Consider the following 17,389-nt stretch of genomic DNA (forward strand, 5'->3'; position numbering starts at 1 on the left):
GGTCAGCCGATGAGCGGGCGGAACGTGCCCAGCAGGATGCTCGCGGTCAGGGCGGCGCCCCCCAGCGCCACCGCGCCGGCCACCAGCAGCGCGTCGGCGGCCGTGAAGCGCTGCCGCCGGGCGGTCGTACGCGGGACACCGGCGTCGAAGCCCCGGGCGTCCATGGCGACCGCGAGCCGGGTGCCCCGCCGGATCGCCCCGACGAGCAGGGCGAACGCGGTCGAGACGAAGAGCCGCAGCTTCGCCACCGGGTTGCGCCCCGCGTCGACGCCGCGTGCCCGCCGCGCCATGCTGATCGCCTGCCACTCCTGCCCGAGCAGCGGTACGAGGCGGAACGCCGCCAGCGCGCCGATGGCGAACCGGGCCGGCGCCCTCGCGTTCTGGATCAGGGCGTCGGCCAGGTCGGTGGCGTCGGTGGTGGCGAACACGATGACGCCGGGCAACGCCACCGCGATCATCCGCAGCACCAGGCCGAGCGCGGTGAGCAGGACGCCCGAGGTGACCGCGACCGGCCCGGCCTCGACCAGCACCCGGCCGGAGCGCTCGGCCGCGAAGAGCACCAGCGTCACCACGATGCCGACCGCGCTGACCAGCAACGGCCAGGCCCGCCGGGCCAGCACCCGGTAGCGGACGCCGAACAGCGGCAGCACCGCCAGCTCGACCGCGATGGCGATCGCCGGCGCGACCGGGTCGAGCGTGGCGATGAGGACGACCGAGAAGAGCAGCGCGGCGGCGAGCTTCGCCACCGGGTTGCGCCGGGCCAGCGGCGCCGAGGCGACGGCGACCGGCTGCGGGCCGATCACGGGGTCGCCCCGGACGACGGCCCGCGGCTCAGGGCGAGCTGCCGGTCGGCCAGCGCGGCGACGAACTCGGCGTCGTGCGTCACCGCGACGACCCCGTGCCCGGCGTCGCGCAGGTCGGCGAAGAGATCCACCAGCTCCAGCCATGTGCGCCGGTCCTGGCCGAACGTGGGCTCGTCGCAGATGAGCAGGCGGGGCGCGGTGGCCAGGGCGGTCGCCACGCTGAGCCGCCGGGCCTCGCCGCCGGAGAGGGTGTACGGGTTCGCACCGGCGAGCGCCGTGAGCCGCAGCCGGGCGAGCAGGTCGTCCACGGTGGACCGCACCTCCGCTTCCGGCCGGCCGGTACGCCGCGGCCCGAGCGCCAGCTCGTCGAAGACGGTGCCGGTGACGAACTGGTGCTCGGGGTCCTGGAAGACCGAGCCGATCCGGGTGGCCAGGGCCGGCGCGCGCCAGCGGTGCGGGGGAGTGCGGGCGTCCCGGCCGGCGAGCGCCGCGCTGGCGGCCACCGTACCCGTTCCGGGCTTCACCAGGCCGCCCAGCAGCAGCGCCAGCGTGGACTTGCCGGCGCCGTTCGGGCCGAGCACGGCGAGCGCCTCGCCGGCGCGTACCTGAAGGTCGGTGGGGGCCAGCCGGGGTGGCAGGCCGAGCCGGTCGGCGGTGAGCAGCACCTCCCCGGGGGTCGCGGTGCCGCGGCGCGCGGGCACGGTGCGGCCCGGCACCCAGACCCCCTCGGCCGCGAGCGCGTCGCCGTGGGCGCCGAAGACCTCGTCCGGGCTGCCGTCGGCGCGGACACCGCCGCCGGGCTCCAGCACCACCACCCGGTCGACCAGGGGCAGCGCCTCGGCGACCCGGTGCTCCACGAGGACGAGGGTGGTGTCGGCGTCGAGGGCACCGGCGACGGCCGTGCGGACCAGGGCGGCGCCGGGCGGGTCGAGGTTGGCGGTCGGCTCGTCGAGCAGCAGCAGCCCGGGCCGCAGCGCGAGCGCGCCGGCCAGCGCGAGGCGCTGCTGCTCACCGCCGGAGAGCGCTGCGGTGGGCCGGTCCCGGTCGTACGGGAAGCCGACGCGGCGCAAGGCCTCGTCGACCCGGGGCCAGATCTCGTCGGCGGGTACGCCCCGGTTCTCCAGCCCGAACGCGACGTCGTCGCCGCAGCGGGCCATGACGAGCTGGGTCTCCGGGTCCTGGAAGACGATGCCCACCCGTTCCCGGGCCTTGCGCGGGTCGAGCCCGTCGATCTCGACGGTGCCCTCCTGCTCGCCCGAGTCCTCGGGCAGCAGCCCGGCGAGCGCGGCCAGCAGGGTGCTCTTGCCGGCGCCGGAGGGGCCGAGCAGCAGCACGCGCTCGCCGGCCTCGACGCGCAGGTCCACACCGCGGACGGCCCAGCGCTTACGCCCGGCGTGCCGCCACCCGAACCCCCGAAGCGTCACCGCCCCCACCCGAAACCCCTCCCTCCCTCTCCCCGTTCCCGCCGCCCCGCCGTCCCGTGGCGTGATCATGAAGTTGTTGCTCCGGCCACCGGCGTGTCGTGGCAACAACTTCATGATCGGCGGGGGACGGGCGGCGCCCGGCTGCGCCGGCCGTCAGATCGCCGTGCGTTCCCGGCCGGCGGGGAAGCGGTCCAGGACGCCGGTGCCCACCAGCGCCCGGGTGAGGGCGAGGCCGCCGACACCGGCGACGACCAGCGAGCTGGCGGCCGTGATCAGGATGTACGGCAGCCGGAAGCTGCCCCACGCGGTGTCCGGGTACCAGACGAAGACGTCGTACAGGGCCGCCGCGATGCCGGCGAGCGTGCCGGAGAGCAGGGCGACGGGGGCCCGGAAGTTCCGGTAGCCGAACAGCGCGAAGGCCAGCTCGCCGGCGGCCGCCTCCAGCGGGCCCTGGATGACGAGCGTCCAACCCCAGCTGCTGCCCAGCGCCACGGAGACCAGCGCGGCGATCGTGAGCGTGTAGAAGGCCGCGCCCGGCTTGCGGACGATGAGCCCGCCCAGGACGGCCGGCACGAGCCAGACGCCGTACAGGACCGCCCGGCCGGGCAGCGGAATGGCGTCGGCCGGGCCGTTCCAGAGCAGGCCCCAGGCCCAGAAGATGACGCCGAAGGCGACCGCGATCACCGAGGCGACGACGATGTCGATCGTCCGCCAACGGTTGGTGTCGGTGTGGTTCATCTGATCGCTCCCAGTTCAACCGGAGGAACCAGGAGAAGACGCACGCCGCGCCCGGAACTCCCGGACGGCGGCGCGGCTGGAGGTCGACCGAACTCCCTGCGCTGGCATTACCCAGATCAGGTTCGAGGGTCTGCGGGCGTGCCCGCACTCTCAGCGCTGTGCGCTCCCCTGTCGGATGTGAAGTTGTCTCTGGGCAGACGCTAGCACCGACCCCGCCCACCGGCCCAGCAGGGCGGTCGGGACCACACCGGCCGGCCGGGTCGTGGGTAGGCTGCCGATCATGCGGGTCGACGCGCGGGGTCTGACGTTCGAGGTACGCACGGGCGGTCCCGAGGCCGGCGACCCGGTCCTGCTGCTGCACGGCTTTCCGCAGCACTCCGGCGAGTGGGACGCCGTGGTGCCCGCGCTGCACGCCGCCGGGCTGCGCACGTACGCGGTGGACCAGCGCGGATACTCGCCCGGCGCCCGGCCGGTCGCGGTCGAGGCGTACCGGATCCCGGAGCTGGTGGCCGACGCGGCCGGCGTGCTCGACGCCCTCGGCGTGACGGCCGCGCACCTGGTGGGGCACGACTGGGGCGCGATCGTGGCCTGGGGCCTGGCGGCCGCGCACCCCGAGCGGGTCCGCACCCTGACGGCGGTATCGGTCCCGCACCCCGCGGCGATGGCCCACGCGCTCGCCACCGACCCGCAGCAGAAGGCCCGTTCCGCCTACATGACGCTGTTCCGGAAGCCGGGCACGGCGGAGAAGGTGCTGCTCTCGCTGGGTGCGGCCGGGCTGCGGCGGATGCTGGCCGGGGTGGGTGACGCCGCGCGGGTGGCCCGGTACGCCGACCCGATGCGCGAACCGGGTGCGCTGACCGCCGCGCTCAACTGGTACCGGGCGATGTCCCGGGTGGACCTGGCGGCGGTCGAGCCGGTGGCCGTGCCGACCACCTTCGTGTGGAGCGACCGGGACGTCGCGATCGGGCGGACGGCCGCCGAGGCGTGCGCCGCCCACGTGACCGGTGACTACCGCTTCGTGGAGCTGGCCGGCGTCACCCACTGGATCCCCGACGAGGCGCCGGGGGCGCTGGCCGAGGCGATCCTCGCGCGGGCGGGCGCATGAGCGCGGCGTCCGCGCCGGCCCGGCCGTGCGCCCGCGCGTCGCTCGCCGCCCCGCTCCGCGCCCTCGGCGTACGCCCCGGCGGGGCGGCACCCACCGCGGACGGCGGCCGGAACCGGGTGCGGTGGGACGACGTACGGTGCGACGGCGGCCGGCTCGGCGTCCACGTAAAGGACGCCGGGGCGGTCCGGTTCGGCCCGGCCGGCGACGGCACGGGCCGGTCGACGAGGCAGCGGGCGGCGGTCGACCACGCGGTGGACCGGCCGACCGGGAAGCGACGGACGGAGGAACGATGACGCTGAGCGCCGAGGGCTACCTGGCCGTGGTGACCGAGACGATGAACCGGGTGGCCACGACCCAGCGGGAGGCGGTCGGCCGGGCGGCCGACCTGATCGCCGACGCGATCCGGGCCGACGGGGTGGTGCACGCGTTCGGCACCGGCCACTCCGAGGCTCTCGCCATGGAGATCGCCGGCCGGGCCGGCGGGCTGGCCCCGACCAACCGGATCGCCCTGCGCGACCTGGTGCTCCACGGCGGCGAGCCGGCCGACGTGCTCGGTCCGAAGCTCGAACGCGACCCCCAGGTCGCGCACCGCCTCTACGAGCTGGCCCCGGTCCGCCCGCAGGACGTCTTCGTGCTCGCCTCGAACTCCGGGGTCAACGGCGCCATGGTGGAGTTCGCGTCGGTCGTCAAGGACCGGGGCCACGCGCTGATCGCGATCACCTCGGCGCAGCACTCCGGGCAGATGACCTCCCGCCACCCGTCGGGGCGCAAGCTCGCCGACTTCGCCGACGTGGTGCTCGACAACGGCGCCCCGTACGGCGACGCCACGCTGCCGCTGCCCGAGGGCGGCGCGGTCGGCGCCGTCTCGTCGATCACCGCGGCCCTGCTCGGGCAGCAGATCACCGTCGAGGTGGTGGCCCGCCTGCTGGCCGCGGGGGAGAAGCCCCCGGTCTACCTGTCGGCCAACATCGCCGGCGGCGACGAGCACAACGACGCCCTGGAGGCCCGCTACGCCGGCCGCATCCGCCGCGGCGCCTGACGTGCGAGGAGGGATCCCTCCGGTAGCGGAGGGATCCCCTCCCGACGCGGTGACGGATCGACGCGGCGGGCGTCCGGGCGGGCCGCGGGTCGGCCTTCGTGAGGCGGTTTCGCGTGACGGGCGATCGGGCATTGCCGTTGCTGCCGTCGGCCGGGCGCCGGCGGCAGTACCGTCACAGCGGAGGTAGCGCGTGTCGAAGGAGACCGAGAAGCAGCGCTGGCAGCGCAACTTCGCCGACCTGCTCCAGGAGCTGCGCGTGGCGCAGACCGGCGTGCAGATCCTCTTCGCGTTCCTCCTGACCCTGCCGTTCAGCAACGGGTTCACCCGCACGACCGCCTTCCAGAAGGACGTCTACGTCGTCTCGCTGCTGGCCGCGGCGGCCGCCACCGCGCTGATCATCTCGCCGGTGGCCTTCCACCGGGCGCTGTTCCGCCAGGGCCGCAAGCCGGAACTGGTCCGGTTCGCGCACCGGATGGCCACCGGCGGGCTCGCGTTCATGCTGATCTCGATGGTCAGTGCGGTGCTGCTCATCACCGACTTCGTCCTCGACCGGCCCATCGCCTTCGTGATCAGCGCGCTGACCGGCATCTGGTTCCTCACCTTCTGGGCGCTGCTGCCGTTCGCCCGCCGCAACTGGGGCGACGACGACATCGACGACGAGGACGACGACCCGCGCCCGTCCGCCATCGACTGAGCCGCCATCGCCGAAACTCGATCTTTACGTGGAGCTACCCCTGGGTAACACCCGGGGGTAGCGTGACGTTTGTCGAGCACGTTGACGCAGCGGACCGAGGTTCGAGGGGGCAGCCGTGACCACGACACAGAACAGCCGACCCGCGCCGGACGAGTCCGGCGGCGTACCCGAGCGACCCACCGGCGGCACGGCCGCCCCGCTGCCCGGCGAGGCCGGCCAGGTCTCCGAGAAGGAGGCCCGCCAGGTCGCCGAGGCGGCACGCGAGTCCACCTGGGACCGTCCCAGCTTCGGCAAGGAACTCTTCCTCGGCCGGTTCCGGCTCGACCTCATCAACCCGTGGCCGCGCTCCGACGCCGAGGCGGACGCCCGCGCGGAGGAGTTCCTCGGCCGGCTCCGCGAATTCCTCACCACGGAGGTGGACGGCGCGGCCATCGAGCGGGACGCCCGCATCCCCGACGAGGTCTTCCAGGGGCTGGCCCGCCTCGGCGCGTTCGGCATGAAGATCGATCCCGCGTACGGCGGCCTCGGGCTGAGCAACCTCCAGTACTGCCGGGCGCTCATGCTGGCCGGCTCGGTCAGCCCGGCCATCGGCGCGCTGCTCTCCGCGCACCAGTCGATCGGCGTGCCGCAGCCGCTGAAGCTGTTCGGCTCCCCGGAGCAGAAGCAGCGCTTCCTGCCGCGGCTCGCCGCCGGCGAGGTCTCCGCGTTCCTGCTCACCGAGCCGGACGTGGGCTCCGACCCGGCCCGGCTCGCCACCACCGCCGAGCCCACCGAGGACGGCACGGGCTACCGGCTCAACGGTGTGAAGCTCTGGGCCACCAACGGCACGGTCGCCACGCTGCTCGTGGTGATGGCCCGGGTGCCGGCGGCCGACGGGCGGCGCGGCGGGATCACGGCGTTCGTCGTGGACGGTGACGCCGAGGGCATCACCGTGGAGCGCCGCAACGAGTTCCTCGGCCTGCGGGGCCTGGAGAACAGCCTCACCCGGTTCCACGACGTCTTCGTGCCGAAGGAGAACGTGATCGGGGGCGAGGGCAAGGGCCTGAAGATCGCCCTGACCACCCTCAACACCGGGCGGCTGTCCCTGCCGGCCATGTGCGTGGGCGCGGGCAAGTGGTCGCTGAACGTCGCCCGCGAGTGGTCCGCCGAGCGGGTGCAGTGGGGCCGGCCGGTCGGCGAGCACGAGGCGGTCGCCCAGAAGCTCGCCTTCATGGCCGCCACCACGTACGGCATGGAGACCATGCTGGACCTGTGCTGCCGGCTGGCCGACGACGACCGCAACGACATCCGGATCGAGGCGGCGCTCGTCAAGCTGTACGCCAGCGAGATGGCCTGGCGGATCGCCGACGACCTCATCCAGATCCGCGGCGGTCGCGGCTACGAGACGGCCGAGTCGCTGGCCGCGCGGGGCGAGCGTCCTGCCGCCGTCGAGCAGATCCTTCGGGACCTGCGGATCAACCGGATCTTCGAGGGCTCCACCGAGATCATGCACCTGCTGATCGCCCGCGAGGCGGTCGACGCGCACCTCTCGGTGGCCGGCGACATCATCGACCCCGACGCGGGCCTCGGCCGCAAGGCGCGGGCCGGCGCGCGGGCCGGCGTCTTCTACGCGAAGTGGCTGCCCACGCTCGCCGTGGGCCGGGGCCAGAGCCCCCGGGCGTACGCCGAGTTCGGCCCGCTCGCCGGCCACCTGCGGCAGGTGGAGCGGGCCTCGCGCAAGCTCGCCCGGTCGACCTTCTACGCCATGTCCCGTTGGCAGGGCCGGATGGAGCGCAAGCAGGCGTTCCTCGGCCGGGTGGTGGACATCGGGGCGGAACTGTTCGCGATGGCCGCCGTCTGCGTCCGCGCCCACGCCGAGCGGGACGACCACCCGGAGAACGTCGAGCTGGCCGACCTGTTCTGCCGGCAGGCGCGGGTACGCGTCGACGCCCTCTTCACGTCCCTCTGGGACAACACCGACTCGGTCGACGTCGCGGCCGCGAAGCGCATCCTCGCCGGCCGCTACGCCGACCTGGAGTCCGGCGTCATCACCCCGCCGGCCGACCTGCCCTGGGTGACGGGGTGGTCGGCGGGCCCGTCGACGGCGACCGACGTCCGCCGCCGGATCCCGCCGTCCCGCTGACGGCCGGTGGCCGCGGCGACGGTCGTCGTGGCTCAGCGGGCGATCGCCCAGGCCAGGATCGCGGCGAGGATCAGCCCGTTGAGCGCCGCGAGACCCAGGTAGGCCGCGGGCGGGATGCGGCGGCCCTTGCGGACGTAGGCGACCAGCACGGCGGCGTAGCCGAGCAGCAGGACGGCGATGACGACCAGGAAGACAAACACCCGACGACCTTAGCGGCCGTCCCGCAGCCCCAGTCGTCGCAGCTCCAGTGCGGCGAGCGCGTCGACGGTGGCGTCGTCGCCCCGCCGCCAGGACTGCGCCACGTCGGGCGCGATCCGGGCCAGCCTGTCCAGCGGCTGGCTGGTGAGCGCGCGCAGGGCGAGCAGGTCGCGTCCGGCCGGCGCGGAGGCCAGCCGGGCGGCGGAGCCGGCGCGGCGCATCCAGCGCACCCGCAGCGGCAGCCAGCCGACGAGCACCAGACCGAGCGGGAAGACCAGCACCGCCACCGCGAGCGCGAGGGCCAGCTGGTCGACGAGTTCCTGCTGGTCGCGGCCGGCCTCGGCGAGCGCCCGGGCCGCGCCGGCGGCGCGGGTGAACGGCGCCGTCAGCTCGTCACCGACCAGCGGCACCCGGCCGACCTTGCCGCCGGCGTCGGCCAGGTTGTCGGCGAGCCCGCCGCCGGCCCCCTCCAGCTTCTGCCCGGGCACGGCGAGCTTCTGGACCAGGTCGTGCAGCCACAGCGCGCCGCGGACGGCCGCGTACACCCAGGCGACGACGAGCAGGTCGGTGAGGAACTGGCGGGCGGCGGTCGGGAAACGATCGGCGTAGATCTTCACGCCGGACAGCGTGCCACGGCCGGCGCCCGCCGGCATCCGGTCGCGGGGCGCGCTCGGGCCGGCGGCCTCCGGCGGCGGGGCGCGATCCGGCGGCGGCGGCGCCCTCCGGCATCCGGCGGCGGTGTCGGCGGGCGGGCCGCGCCCGCGACCTCAGCCCGCGCAGGCGGGACAGGTGCCGAAGATCTCCAGGGTGTGGCTCACGTCGGCGTACCCGTGCTGGGCCGCCACCCGGTCGGCCCAGTCCTCCACGGCCGGCCCGGCGACCTCGACGGTCCGCCCGCAGCACCGGCACACGAGGTGGTGGTGGTGCCCCTCGCTGCACCGGCGGTAGAGGTGCTCGCCACCCGGCGGGCGCATCACGTCGATCTCACCGGCGTCGGCGAGCCCCTGCAACGTCCGGTAGACGGTCGTGAGGCCGACCCGCTCGCCCCGGGCGCGGAGCATCGCGTGCAGGTCCTGCGCGCTGTGGAACCCCTCGACCTCGCCGAGCAGGGCGCTCACGGCGCTGCGCTGGCGGGTGTTGCGTACGGTGGCGCCGCTCTCGCTCATCGCGTACCACCTCCGACCGGTCGCTGCTCCATCATCTCTCTCCGGCGTGGCTGACCGCGTCCGCCACGATGTGCGCCACGTGCTCGTCGACCAGCGAGTAGGCGATCTCCCGGCCCCGGCGGGCGCCGCGTACGACGCCCGCGCCCCGCAGCACCCGCAGGTGCTGGGAGACCAGCGGCTGCGCCACACCGAGCTTCTCCACCAGCTCGTGCACGCACCGCTCGCCCGCGGCGAGCTCGCTGACGATGGCGAGCCGGATGGGCGCCGACAGGGCGCGCAGTAGCTCGCTGGCCCCCTCGAAGCCGTCGTGACCCGATCCGACGTTCACCCCGTAACGGTAACCAATCCCGTCGGCGTCGCGTCGATCACCGTGACCCGGGCACGACCCCGTGCGGTCGATCACGACGACTCGAGCACCACCTCGTGCGGTTCGGGAGCCGGCGCCGCGGCCGGCACGCGGTGCCGGCGTACCGCCCGCCAGGCGGCCCCGCCCAGCGCCACCACGAGGAACGAGGCGATCGCCATGAGCACCACCGACGCGCCGGGGGCGGTGTTCGCGGTGGCGGCCACCCAGACCCCGGAGCCCGCGGCGAACAGGCCGAGCGCCATCGCGGCCGTCATGGTGGCGCGGAAACCGCGGGCGACCTGCTGGGCGGCGGCCACCGGCACCACCATCAGCGCGCTGATCAGCAGCACGCCGACGGCCCGCATGGCGATGGTCACGGTCACCGCCGTGGTGATCGCGATCAGCATGTTGAGCGCGCGTACGGGCAGGCCGGAGACCCGGGCGTACTCCTCGTCGTGGGAGACCGCGAAGAGCGCCGGCCGCAGCGCGACCATGAGGACGAGGATCACCGCGCCCAGCACCACGATGGTCACGAGGTCGGGCGGCGAGATGGTGACGAGCGACCCGAACAGGTACGCGAGCAGGTTGCTCGGGGTGCTGTCGGAGAGCCCGACCAGCATCACGCCACCGGCGATGCCCCCGTAGAAGAGCAGCGCCAGCGCCAGGTCCCCGGAGGTGCGCCCGCGTGAGCGGACCAGTTCGACGGCCACGGCGCCGAGGCTCGCCACGATCACCGCGACGAGCACCGGGGAGCGGTTCAGCAGCAGACCGGCGCCGACGCCGGTGAGCGCCACGTGGCCGATGCCGTCGCCGATCAGCGCGAGCCGGCGCTGCACCAGGTAGATCCCGAGCGCCGGCGCCGCCAGGCCGATGACCAGCGCCGCGATGAGGGCGCGCTGCATGTAGGGGTACTGGAAGAGTTCCATGGTCAGTTGCTCCAGAGCCCGACGGGCTCGTCGGGACAGTGCGGGTGCACGTGGTCGTGGTCGGGCTCGGCGTGGTGGCCGGCGGGTTCCGGCACCGGGCCGTCGTGGCAGATCTCGCCGGCGTGGACGACGACCGCCCGGTCGATCAACGGGCGCAGCGGGCCCAGCTCGTGGGCGACCAGCAGCACGGTCCCGCCGCCGTCGACGAACTCGCGCAGCGCCCCGGCGAACGCCTCCTGGCTGGTGGCGTCCACCCCGGCCGTCGGCTCGTCGAGCACCAGCAGCTCGGGGTGGCCGGCCAGCGCGCGGGCGATCAGGGCGCGCTGCTGCTGGCCGCCGGAGAGGGTGGCGACGGCGTCGTCCGCCCGGTCGGCGAGCCCGACCGCCCGCAGCGCGCCGTCGACGGCGGCCCGGTCGGCGGCGCCGGGCGGGCGGAGGATGCCCCGCCGGGCGAGCCGGCCGGAGGCCACGACCTCCCGGACGGTGGCCGGTACGCCGCCGCCGGCGCCGAGGCGTTGCGGGACGTACCCGATCCGCTCCCACTGCCGGAAGCGGCGCAGCGGGCGGCCGAAGAGGGTGACCGACCCGGCGCTCAGCGGCACGAGCCCGAGCACGGCGCGGATCAGCGTGGACTTGCCGGAGCCGTTGGCGCCGAGGACGGCGACCACCTCGCCGGCGGTGACGGTCAGCGAGACGTCCCGCAGCACGGTGCGGGCGTCGTAGCCGACGGCCGCGTGCTGGACGGCGATGACGGGCGCGTTCACGAGCAGCCCAGCCCCGTACGCAGTGCCTGCAGGTTCGTACGCATCACTGAAAGGTAGTCCGCGGAACCGCCGTCGGCCGTGAGGCCCTCGATCGGGTCGAGGACGGCGGTCGTCGCGCCGACCTCGTCGGCGATGGTCTGGGCGATCTTCGGGCTCACGAGCGTCTCGAAGAAGATCGTCGTGGCCTTGTGCTCCCGCGCCTCCTCGGCCACCTCGGCGAGCCGCTGCGGGGAGGGCTCGGTCTCCGGGGTGAGGCCGGTGATGCCGACCTGCTCCAGGTCGTAGCGGTCGGCCAGGTAGCCGAAGGCCGTGTGGCTCGTCACGATCTCCCGGCGCTGGCAGGTCGCGAGGCCGGTCCGGTACTCGCCGTCCAGCTTCTCCAGCTCGGCGCGGAGGTCGCCGGCGCGGGCCGTGAAGTCGGCGGCCCGGTCCGGGTCGGCTCTGCCCAGCCGCTCGGCGAGCTGGTCGGCCACGGTGGCGAGCCGGGTCGGGTCGAGCCAGAAGTGCGGGTCCTTGCCGCCGGACGCCGCCTCCTCCTCGGCCTCCTCGCCCTCGTGCTGGTGGCCGCCCGCGGCGGCGTCCAGCAGCGGCGCGACGGTGGCGACGTCGAAGGCCCGGTCGGCGGCGTTCTGCGCGATGGCCTCGTCCAGCGCCGGCTGGAAGCCCTTCAGGTAGACGACCAGCTCGGCCTCGCTGACCTCGCCGACCTGGCCCGGGTTGAGCTCCAGGTCGTGCGGCTCGGCGCCCGGCTTCACGAGGTTGGTCACCCGGACGGCGTCCCCGCCGATCCGTTCGGCGACGAACTGGAGGGGGTAGAAGGCGGCCACCACGTCCACCCGCTGAGGGTCGCCGGCCGGGCCGCCGGACGAACAGGCGGCGGCGCCGCCGAGAGCGAGCAGGGCGGTGGTGGCGGCGAGGGTACGGACGGTGACGCGCTTCTTCATGCCGTCAACTGTCCGTGGTAACGACAATGATTGTCAAAAACGCATGAGTGCATGTCACAGCAGCTTGGCGAAGGCCACCGCCACCAGCAGAGTCAGCATCAGGAGCCGGATGAGGCGGGTCTGCGGCGCCTGCACCGACCAGGTCGTGGCCATCAGCGCCACCAGCCCGGCCGCGAGGGCCAGCAGGAGCACCCCGCCGACCACGCCGGGGGCGAAGAAGGCGACCAGCACCAGCGCCAGGGTGACCAGGAACACCGCCGTCGGGTTCGCCCGGGCCAGTCGGGCCAGCAGGGGGCTCTGCGTACGCTGCATCCCACAGACTCTACGAGGAGGTGCCCGTGCTGGTGACCAACCGGTTCGTGGTCGACGTCGATGTCGCCGACGAGTTCACCGAGCGGGCGCACGCCGCCCTCACCGCGCTGGCCGCCCGCCCCGGCTACCTGCGCGGCCGGCTCGTCCGCGCGCTGGACGACCCACGGCACTGGTGCCTCGTCACCGAGTGGGAGTCCGTCGGGGCGTACCGGCGGGCGCTCGGCGGCTTCGAGGTCAAGGTCACCGCCGTCCCGCTGCTCGCCCAGTCGGTCGACGAGCCGTCCGCGTACGAGACGCTGGCCACCGCCCCGCCCGGTGGCGCGGTCGTGGTGAGCGCCAGTGATCGCGCCGCGGATCCTCACCGCTGAGCCGTCGGGCACTAGATTGCTCGTATGACCGCTCCCGGACCGGCAGCCCCACCGCCGCATCCCGTGCCGCCCGGGCCGCCCGGCGAACAACCCCCCGCCGTGCCCGGTCCGCCGTCGGAGCCACCCGCCCCGCCGCCCGGTCCCGGGGTGTCGCCGCCGTTCGCCGCCCCGCCCACCGAGGGCCGCCGCGCCCGGCTCTGGCTGGGCCTCGGCGTCGGCGCGCTCGCCGTGCTCCTGTGCTGCGGCGGGGGCGGGGCCGCCGTGGTGGGGCTCGCCGTGAGCGGGGTGCAGGCCGTCCGCGAGCAGGGCCGCACGGTCTCCACCGACTACTACCAGGCGCTCGTCGACCGGGACTACGCCGAGGCGTACGACCAGCTCTGCGACGACGCGCAGCGCCGCGAGTCGCGGTCGGAGTTCGAGCAGCGGGTGGCCGCGGAGCCGCAGGTGACCGCGTACCGGGTCGGCGAGGTCGACACCACGAACCTCACCGTGCCGGTGGACGTGACCCTCGAGGGCGGCCGCCGGGAGCGCCAGCAGGTGGTCCTCGGCCAGGACCAGCAGACCGGTGGCCTGGAGGTCTGCGGGATCAAGTGAGGCGTCCCCGGTATTGTGCTGGGCTCGGGACCCTGCCGTCGTACCGTTGTCCCGAATCGTCGCGTCCCTATCAGTCCCCGCCGACCGCCAGCCGGCGTAGGAGGAAACATGCCAGTCGACCGTATCGACGCCGTCGTCAGCCTCGCCAAGCGCCGAGGCTTCGTCTTCCCCTCCAGCGAGATCTACGGAGGCACCCGGTCGGCGTGGGACTACGGTCCGCTCGGCGTGGAGCTGAAGGAGAATGTCCGCCGGCAGTGGTGGAAGACCATGGTCCAGCAGCGCGACGACGTGGTCGGCCTGGACTCGGCCGTGATCCTGGCCCGCAAGGTCTGGGAGGCCTCCGGGCACCTCGCCGAGTTCGTCGACCCGCTCACCGAGTGCCAGTCCTGCCACAAGCGGTTCCGCGCCGACCACCTGGAGGAGGCGTACGAGGCCCGGCACGGCCGCCCGCTCACCTCGCTCGCCGAGCTGAACTGCCCCAACTGCGGCAACAAGGGCACCTTCACCGAGCCGAAGATGTTCAACGGCCTCATGAAGACCTACCTCGGCCCGGTCGAGAGCGACGAGGGGCTGCACTACCTGCGCCCCGAGACGGCCCAGGGCATCTTCGTCAACTACAAGAACGTCGAGACCGTCGCCCGCAAGAAGCCGCCGTTCGGCATCGCGCAGACGGGCAAGTCGTTCCGCAACGAGATCACCCCCGGCAACTTCATCTTCCGCACCCGCGAGTTCGAGCAGATGGAGATGGAGTTCTTCGTCGAGCCGGGCACCGACGAGCAGTGGCACGAGTACTGGCTTACCGAGCGCTGGAACTGGTACATCGACCTCGGCCTGTCGGAGTCGAACCTGCGCTTCTACGAGCACCCGAAGGAGAAGCTGTCGCACTACTCGAAGCGGACCGTCGACATCGAGTACCGCTTCCAGTTCGGCGGCAGCGAGTTCGCGGAGCTGGAGGGCATCGCCAACCGCACCGACTTCGACCTCTCCACGCACAGCAAGCACTCCGGGGTCGACCTGTCGTACTTCGACCAGACCAAGGGTGAGCGCTGGATCCCGTACGTCATCGAGCCGGCCGCCGGCCTCACCCGGGCGGTGCTCGCCTTCCTGCTGGAGGCGTACGACGAGGACGAGGCGCCGAACACCAAGGGCGGGGTCGACAAGCGGACGGTCATGCGCTTCGACCCGCGGCTCGCGCCGGTGAAGGTCGCGGTGCTGCCGCTGTCCCGCAACGAGGCGCTCTCGCCGAAGGCCAAGCAGCTCGCCGCCGACCTGCGCAAGCGCTGGGTGGTGGAGTTCGACGACTCGCAGGCCATCGGCCGCCGCTACCGCCGGCAGGACGAGATCGGCACCCCGTTCTGCGTGACCGTCGACTTCGACACGCTCGACGACAACGCGGTGACCGTGCGGAACCGGGACACCATGGCCCAGGAGCGGATCTCCCTCGACCAGGTCGAGCGCTACCTCATCGAGCGCCTTCCCGGCTGCTGACCAGCGGCGTACGGGGCTTCGGCGGCGCGCAGGAGCGCCGGTCGGAGCCCCGTACACTTGTCCGGTGACCGCTGCGACCCTGCCCCGACTGCGCCCGCTCACGCTCGGGCGGCATCAGGTGTGGCCGCCGGTGGTGCTGGCGCCGATGGCGGGCATCACCAACGTCGGGTTCCGGCAGCTCTGCCGGGAGCAGGGCGGTGGCATCTACGTCTGCGAGATGATCACCACGGTCGCGCTGGTCGAGCGGAACCCGAAGACCCTCCGCATGATCGCGTTCGGCGAGGACGAGAGCCCGCGCAGCCTCCAGCTCTACGGCACCGACCCGGAGACCACGGCGGCCGCCGTCCGCATCGTGGTCGAGCGCGACCTCGCCGACCACATCGACCTGAACTTCGGCTGCCCGGTGCCCAAGGTCACCCGCAAGGGCGGCGGCGCGGCCCTGCCGTGGCGGCGCCGGCTCTTCGCCCGGCTGGTCAAGGCCGCGGTGGACGCCGCGTCGCCCGCCGGGGTGCCGGTCACGGTGAAGATGCGCAAGGGCATCGACGACGACCACCTGACGTACGTCGAGGCGGGGCTCGCCGCGCAGGACGCGGGTGTGGCCGCCGTCGCCCTGCACGGTCGTACGGCCGCCCAGCGCTACTCGGGCACCGCCGACTGGGACGCCATCGCCACCCTCAAGCAGGCGCTCGACGTGCCCGTGCTCGGCAACGGCGACATCTGGGAGGCGGACGACGCCCTGCGGATGGTGGCGCACACCGGGGTGGACGGGGTGGTGGTCGGCCGCGGCTGCCTGGGTCGGCCGTGGCTCTTCGCCGACCTGGAGGCCGCGTTCAACGGCCGGCCCGAGCGGCGGCTGCCCACCCTCGGCGAGGTCGCGGTGACGATGCGGCGGCACGCCGAGCTGCTGGTCGAGCAGTTCACGGCCGGGTCGCGTACGCCGGGCCGGGGCGAGCGGGACGGCTGCACCGACTTCCGCAAGCACGTCGCCTGGTACCTCAAGGGGTTCCCGGTCGGGGGCGAGCTGCGCCGCGAACTCGCGATGATCGAGAGCCTGGCCCAGCTCGACGACCTGCTCGGCAAGCTCGACCCGAGCGTGCCGTTCCCGGTGGAGACCCTGGGTCAGCCGCGCGGCCGCACGAACTCGCCGGGCAAGGTGTTCCTGCCCGACGGATGGCTGGCCGACCGGGACGACGACACCGTCCCCGAGGGCGCCGAGCTCGCCGACTCCGGCGGCTGACTTCGGAGACGACGAAGGGCCGACCCCTGGTGGGGGTCGGCCCTTCGTGGTTGCTCCTGGCCTCGTGGGTCAGGAGGCGCTGTAGCCGCGGGTGGCGATCCAGTCGGCCAGGTTGTCCACGCTCATCCAGTAGGAGGCGGTGGCCGGGTCGGCCGAGTCGGCGATCTTCACCTCGTGGCCGCCGTCGCGGTAGCCGACGACGCTGATGTAGTGCCCGCCCTCGAAGGAGTGGGTGTTGCCGTCGGTGTCGACGGCGGTGCCGGCGATGTTGGCGACCACGGCGCGGCCGTCGTCGACGGTGTCGACGATGTCGGTGCGCAGCTTGTCGGTCTGCTTCTCATCGGCGGTCGGGCTGGAGATCTCGACGCTGTGGTAGGCGTTCTTGCCGGTTTCCTTGTTCAGGACGGGGGTGATGTCGTTGATGGAGTTGGTGCCGGCTTCGGTGGTGCCCATTTCCTTGGCCATGGCGTCGACGTTGATGTCCTTGCCCTGGACGGAGAGGGCGTTGCGGGTGGCGGCGGGGCCGCAGTAGTAGAAGTTGGGCTGGGCCTCGTAGCGGACGTTGAGTTCGCGTTGGCCGTGGTCCTTGCGGTTCTGGACCTGGGCGGCGGGCTTGCCCTCGGCGGGGGCGGCGTGGGCGGCGATGGCGGGGCCGGCGATGCCGCCGCCGGTGGCGGCGATGGTCGCGGCGGTGAGGGCGGTCTTGCGGATCAGATCGGTACGCATGATGGGTGCCTCTCTGGTCGGGGGTGTTTCGGGGGTGTGTGGCACACGCGCGGGGGTGTGCCGTGAGGATTCGGGGGGCGCCTGGGGGTGGTGCCTGCTCGGCGCCTCGGGGGTGTAACGGTCCGGGCCGGGGATGCATTCCACCGAGCCTGGGGGCCCGCGGCGGGGCGGGCTCGGGGGCTGCGGCGGACGTTCCTGCTGGCCGGTGGCTGCTCGGCCCGGCGTCGGCATGTTCAACGACGCGGGGGTGGGCATGATTCCGCCGTGGGGGTGGCCCCGACCACGGCACACCCGACCTGATAAGGGGACATGACGCCCAGTCGGGTGGCCGGTGAACCGGACATCCGGCCCCAGATGGGGCGGCCCGCCGCGGGCGTCGCGGGGTCGCCTGCGGC

General features: G+C 73.9%; 21 protein-coding genes and 1 riboswitch. Of the genes, 9 read left to right on the forward strand and 12 right to left on the reverse strand.

The window, feature by feature from the left end; translation table 11 throughout:
- Window positions 1–2: 2 nt before the first annotated feature.
- The 3 genes from OG994_RS00440 to OG994_RS00450 form a co-directional block, all read right to left on the reverse strand.
- Window positions 3–803 carry an energy-coupling factor transporter transmembrane component T family protein gene (locus OG994_RS00440; protein ID WP_120331097.1) on the reverse strand — a complete coding sequence of 267 codons (801 nt, stop codon included), beginning with the start codon at window positions 801–803 and terminating at the stop codon, window positions 3–5.
- Entirely contained in the window at window positions 800–2,236 is a 1,437-nt protein-coding gene (locus OG994_RS00445) for an ABC transporter ATP-binding protein (protein ID WP_120331096.1), read from the reverse strand. The genes OG994_RS00440 and OG994_RS00445 overlap by 4 nt, the downstream gene beginning before the upstream one ends.
- Window positions 2,237–2,380: 144 nt before the next feature.
- On the reverse strand, window positions 2,381–2,965 hold the full coding sequence (locus OG994_RS00450) for an ECF transporter S component (RefSeq protein WP_120331095.1): 585 nt from the start codon (window positions 2,963–2,965) through the stop codon (window positions 2,381–2,383).
- A 75-nt stretch (window positions 2,966–3,040) separates the two neighbouring features.
- Window positions 3,041–3,145, reverse strand: a riboswitch (TPP riboswitch).
- A gap of 100 nt (window positions 3,146–3,245) precedes the next feature.
- Here OG994_RS00450 and OG994_RS00455 point away from each other — a divergent pair.
- The 5 genes from OG994_RS00455 (at window position 3,246) to OG994_RS00475 (ending at window position 7,925) form a co-directional block, all read left to right on the forward strand.
- Window positions 3,246–4,070, forward strand: a complete 825-nt coding sequence (locus OG994_RS00455; protein WP_120331094.1) for an alpha/beta fold hydrolase — start codon at window positions 3,246–3,248, stop codon at window positions 4,068–4,070.
- The gene (locus OG994_RS00460; RefSeq protein WP_328851860.1) at window positions 4,067–4,363 is read left to right on the forward strand and encodes a hypothetical protein; all 297 of its coding nucleotides are present in this window, start codon (window positions 4,067–4,069) and stop codon (window positions 4,361–4,363) included. Before OG994_RS00455 ends, OG994_RS00460 begins: the two co-directional genes overlap by 4 nt.
- Entirely contained in the window at window positions 4,360–5,109 is a 750-nt protein-coding gene (locus OG994_RS00465; protein ID WP_328851861.1) for an SIS domain-containing protein, read from the forward strand. The genes OG994_RS00460 and OG994_RS00465 overlap by 4 nt, the downstream gene beginning before the upstream one ends.
- 190 nt (window positions 5,110–5,299) lie before the next feature.
- The gene (locus OG994_RS00470; protein ID WP_120331091.1) at window positions 5,300–5,803 is read left to right on the forward strand and encodes a DUF6328 family protein; all 504 of its coding nucleotides are present in this window, start codon (window positions 5,300–5,302) and stop codon (window positions 5,801–5,803) included.
- Between the two features lie 115 nt (window positions 5,804–5,918).
- Window positions 5,919–7,925, forward strand: a complete 2,007-nt coding sequence (locus OG994_RS00475; RefSeq protein WP_120331090.1) for an acyl-CoA dehydrogenase family protein — start codon at window positions 5,919–5,921, stop codon at window positions 7,923–7,925.
- A gap of 32 nt (window positions 7,926–7,957) precedes the next feature.
- Here the strand turns inward: OG994_RS00475 and OG994_RS00480 are convergent, their stop codons facing one another.
- The 8 genes from OG994_RS00480 to OG994_RS00515 form a co-directional block, all read right to left on the reverse strand.
- Window positions 7,958–8,125 (reverse strand): hypothetical protein, encoded by a 168-nt coding sequence (locus tag OG994_RS00480; RefSeq protein ID WP_192902268.1) that lies wholly within the window; start codon window positions 8,123–8,125, stop codon window positions 7,958–7,960.
- 9 nt (window positions 8,126–8,134) lie between these two features.
- Window positions 8,135–8,740, reverse strand: a complete 606-nt coding sequence (locus OG994_RS00485) for a hypothetical protein (protein WP_328851862.1) — start codon at window positions 8,738–8,740, stop codon at window positions 8,135–8,137.
- 150 nt (window positions 8,741–8,890) lie between these two features.
- Complete coding sequence (locus OG994_RS00490; RefSeq protein ID WP_120331089.1) at window positions 8,891–9,289, reverse strand: Fur family transcriptional regulator; 399 nt, start codon at window positions 9,287–9,289, stop codon at window positions 8,891–8,893.
- A gap of 31 nt (window positions 9,290–9,320) precedes the next feature.
- Window positions 9,321–9,617: an ArsR/SmtB family transcription factor gene (locus tag OG994_RS00495; protein WP_120331088.1), complete on the reverse strand. Its 297-nt coding sequence runs from the start codon at window positions 9,615–9,617 to the stop codon at window positions 9,321–9,323.
- Window positions 9,618–9,688: 71 nt separating this feature from the next.
- A complete protein-coding gene (locus OG994_RS00500; RefSeq protein ID WP_120331087.1) occupies window positions 9,689–10,561 on the reverse strand; it encodes a metal ABC transporter permease in 873 nt (290 codons plus the stop codon).
- 2 nt (window positions 10,562–10,563) lie between these two features.
- Window positions 10,564–11,325, reverse strand: coding sequence for a metal ABC transporter ATP-binding protein (locus OG994_RS00505; RefSeq protein ID WP_120331086.1), 762 nt, complete (start codon window positions 11,323–11,325; stop codon window positions 10,564–10,566).
- Window positions 11,322–12,269 carry a metal ABC transporter substrate-binding protein gene (locus OG994_RS00510; protein WP_328851863.1) on the reverse strand — a complete coding sequence of 316 codons (948 nt, stop codon included), beginning with the start codon at window positions 12,267–12,269 and terminating at the stop codon, window positions 11,322–11,324. Before OG994_RS00510 ends, OG994_RS00505 begins: the two co-directional genes overlap by 4 nt.
- 54 nt (window positions 12,270–12,323) lie before the next feature.
- Window positions 12,324–12,581 (reverse strand): DUF6703 family protein, encoded by a 258-nt coding sequence (locus OG994_RS00515; protein WP_120331084.1) that lies wholly within the window; start codon window positions 12,579–12,581, stop codon window positions 12,324–12,326.
- 26 nt (window positions 12,582–12,607) lie between these two features.
- Between OG994_RS00515 and OG994_RS00520 the strand changes: the two genes are divergently transcribed.
- The 4 genes from OG994_RS00520 to dusB all read left to right on the forward strand — a co-directional run bounded on the left by OG994_RS00520 (window position 12,608) and on the right by dusB (window position 16,268).
- The gene (locus OG994_RS00520) at window positions 12,608–12,949 is read left to right on the forward strand and encodes an antibiotic biosynthesis monooxygenase family protein (protein ID WP_328851864.1); all 342 of its coding nucleotides are present in this window, start codon (window positions 12,608–12,610) and stop codon (window positions 12,947–12,949) included.
- Window positions 12,950–12,973: 24 nt separating this feature from the next.
- Window positions 12,974–13,543 carry a hypothetical protein gene (locus OG994_RS00525; protein WP_328851865.1) on the forward strand — a complete coding sequence of 190 codons (570 nt, stop codon included), beginning with the start codon at window positions 12,974–12,976 and terminating at the stop codon, window positions 13,541–13,543.
- Between the two features lie 108 nt (window positions 13,544–13,651).
- Entirely contained in the window at window positions 13,652–15,031 is a 1,380-nt protein-coding gene (locus OG994_RS00530) for a glycine--tRNA ligase (protein ID WP_120331081.1), read from the forward strand.
- Between the two features lie 64 nt (window positions 15,032–15,095).
- Window positions 15,096–16,268, forward strand: coding sequence for a tRNA dihydrouridine synthase DusB (gene dusB / locus OG994_RS00535; protein ID WP_120331080.1), 1,173 nt, complete (start codon window positions 15,096–15,098; stop codon window positions 16,266–16,268).
- 69 nt (window positions 16,269–16,337) lie between these two features.
- Here the strand turns inward: dusB and OG994_RS00540 are convergent, their stop codons facing one another.
- Window positions 16,338–16,994, reverse strand: a complete 657-nt coding sequence (locus tag OG994_RS00540; RefSeq protein ID WP_120327401.1) for a C39 family peptidase — start codon at window positions 16,992–16,994, stop codon at window positions 16,338–16,340.
- Window positions 16,995–17,389: the final 395 nt, after the last annotated feature.

Origin of the sequence: Micromonospora globbae (genome assembly GCF_036184225.1) — a bacterium.
Lineage (GTDB): Bacteria > Actinomycetota > Actinomycetes > Mycobacteriales > Micromonosporaceae > Micromonospora > Micromonospora globbae.

Excerpts from the sequence above, each read along its gene's own strand:
- OG994_RS00450 (WP_120331095.1), bottom strand. The coding sequence starts at position 2,965 with ATGAACCACACCGACACCAACCGTTGGCGGACGATCGACATCGTCGTC.
- OG994_RS00455 (WP_120331094.1), top strand. The coding sequence starts at position 3,246 with ATGCGGGTCGACGCGCGGGGTCTGACGTTCGAGGTACGCACGGGCGGT.
- OG994_RS00460 (WP_328851860.1), top strand. The coding sequence starts at position 4,067 with ATGAGCGCGGCGTCCGCGCCGGCCCGGCCGTGCGCCCGCGCGTCGCTC.
- OG994_RS00465 (WP_328851861.1), top strand. The coding sequence starts at position 4,360 with ATGACGCTGAGCGCCGAGGGCTACCTGGCCGTGGTGACCGAGACGATG.
- OG994_RS00490 (WP_120331089.1), bottom strand. The coding sequence starts at position 9,289 with ATGAGCGAGAGCGGCGCCACCGTACGCAACACCCGCCAGCGCAGCGCC.
- OG994_RS00500 (WP_120331087.1), bottom strand. The coding sequence starts at position 10,561 with ATGGAACTCTTCCAGTACCCCTACATGCAGCGCGCCCTCATCGCGGCG.
- OG994_RS00510 (WP_328851863.1), bottom strand. The coding sequence starts at position 12,269 with ATGAAGAAGCGCGTCACCGTCCGTACCCTCGCCGCCACCACCGCCCTG.
- OG994_RS00515 (WP_120331084.1), bottom strand. The coding sequence starts at position 12,581 with ATGCAGCGTACGCAGAGCCCCCTGCTGGCCCGACTGGCCCGGGCGAAC.
- OG994_RS00525 (WP_328851865.1), top strand. The coding sequence starts at position 12,974 with ATGACCGCTCCCGGACCGGCAGCCCCACCGCCGCATCCCGTGCCGCCC.
- OG994_RS00530 (WP_120331081.1), top strand. The coding sequence starts at position 13,652 with ATGCCAGTCGACCGTATCGACGCCGTCGTCAGCCTCGCCAAGCGCCGA.
- OG994_RS00540 (WP_120327401.1), bottom strand. The coding sequence starts at position 16,994 with ATGCGTACCGATCTGATCCGCAAGACCGCCCTCACCGCCGCGACCATC.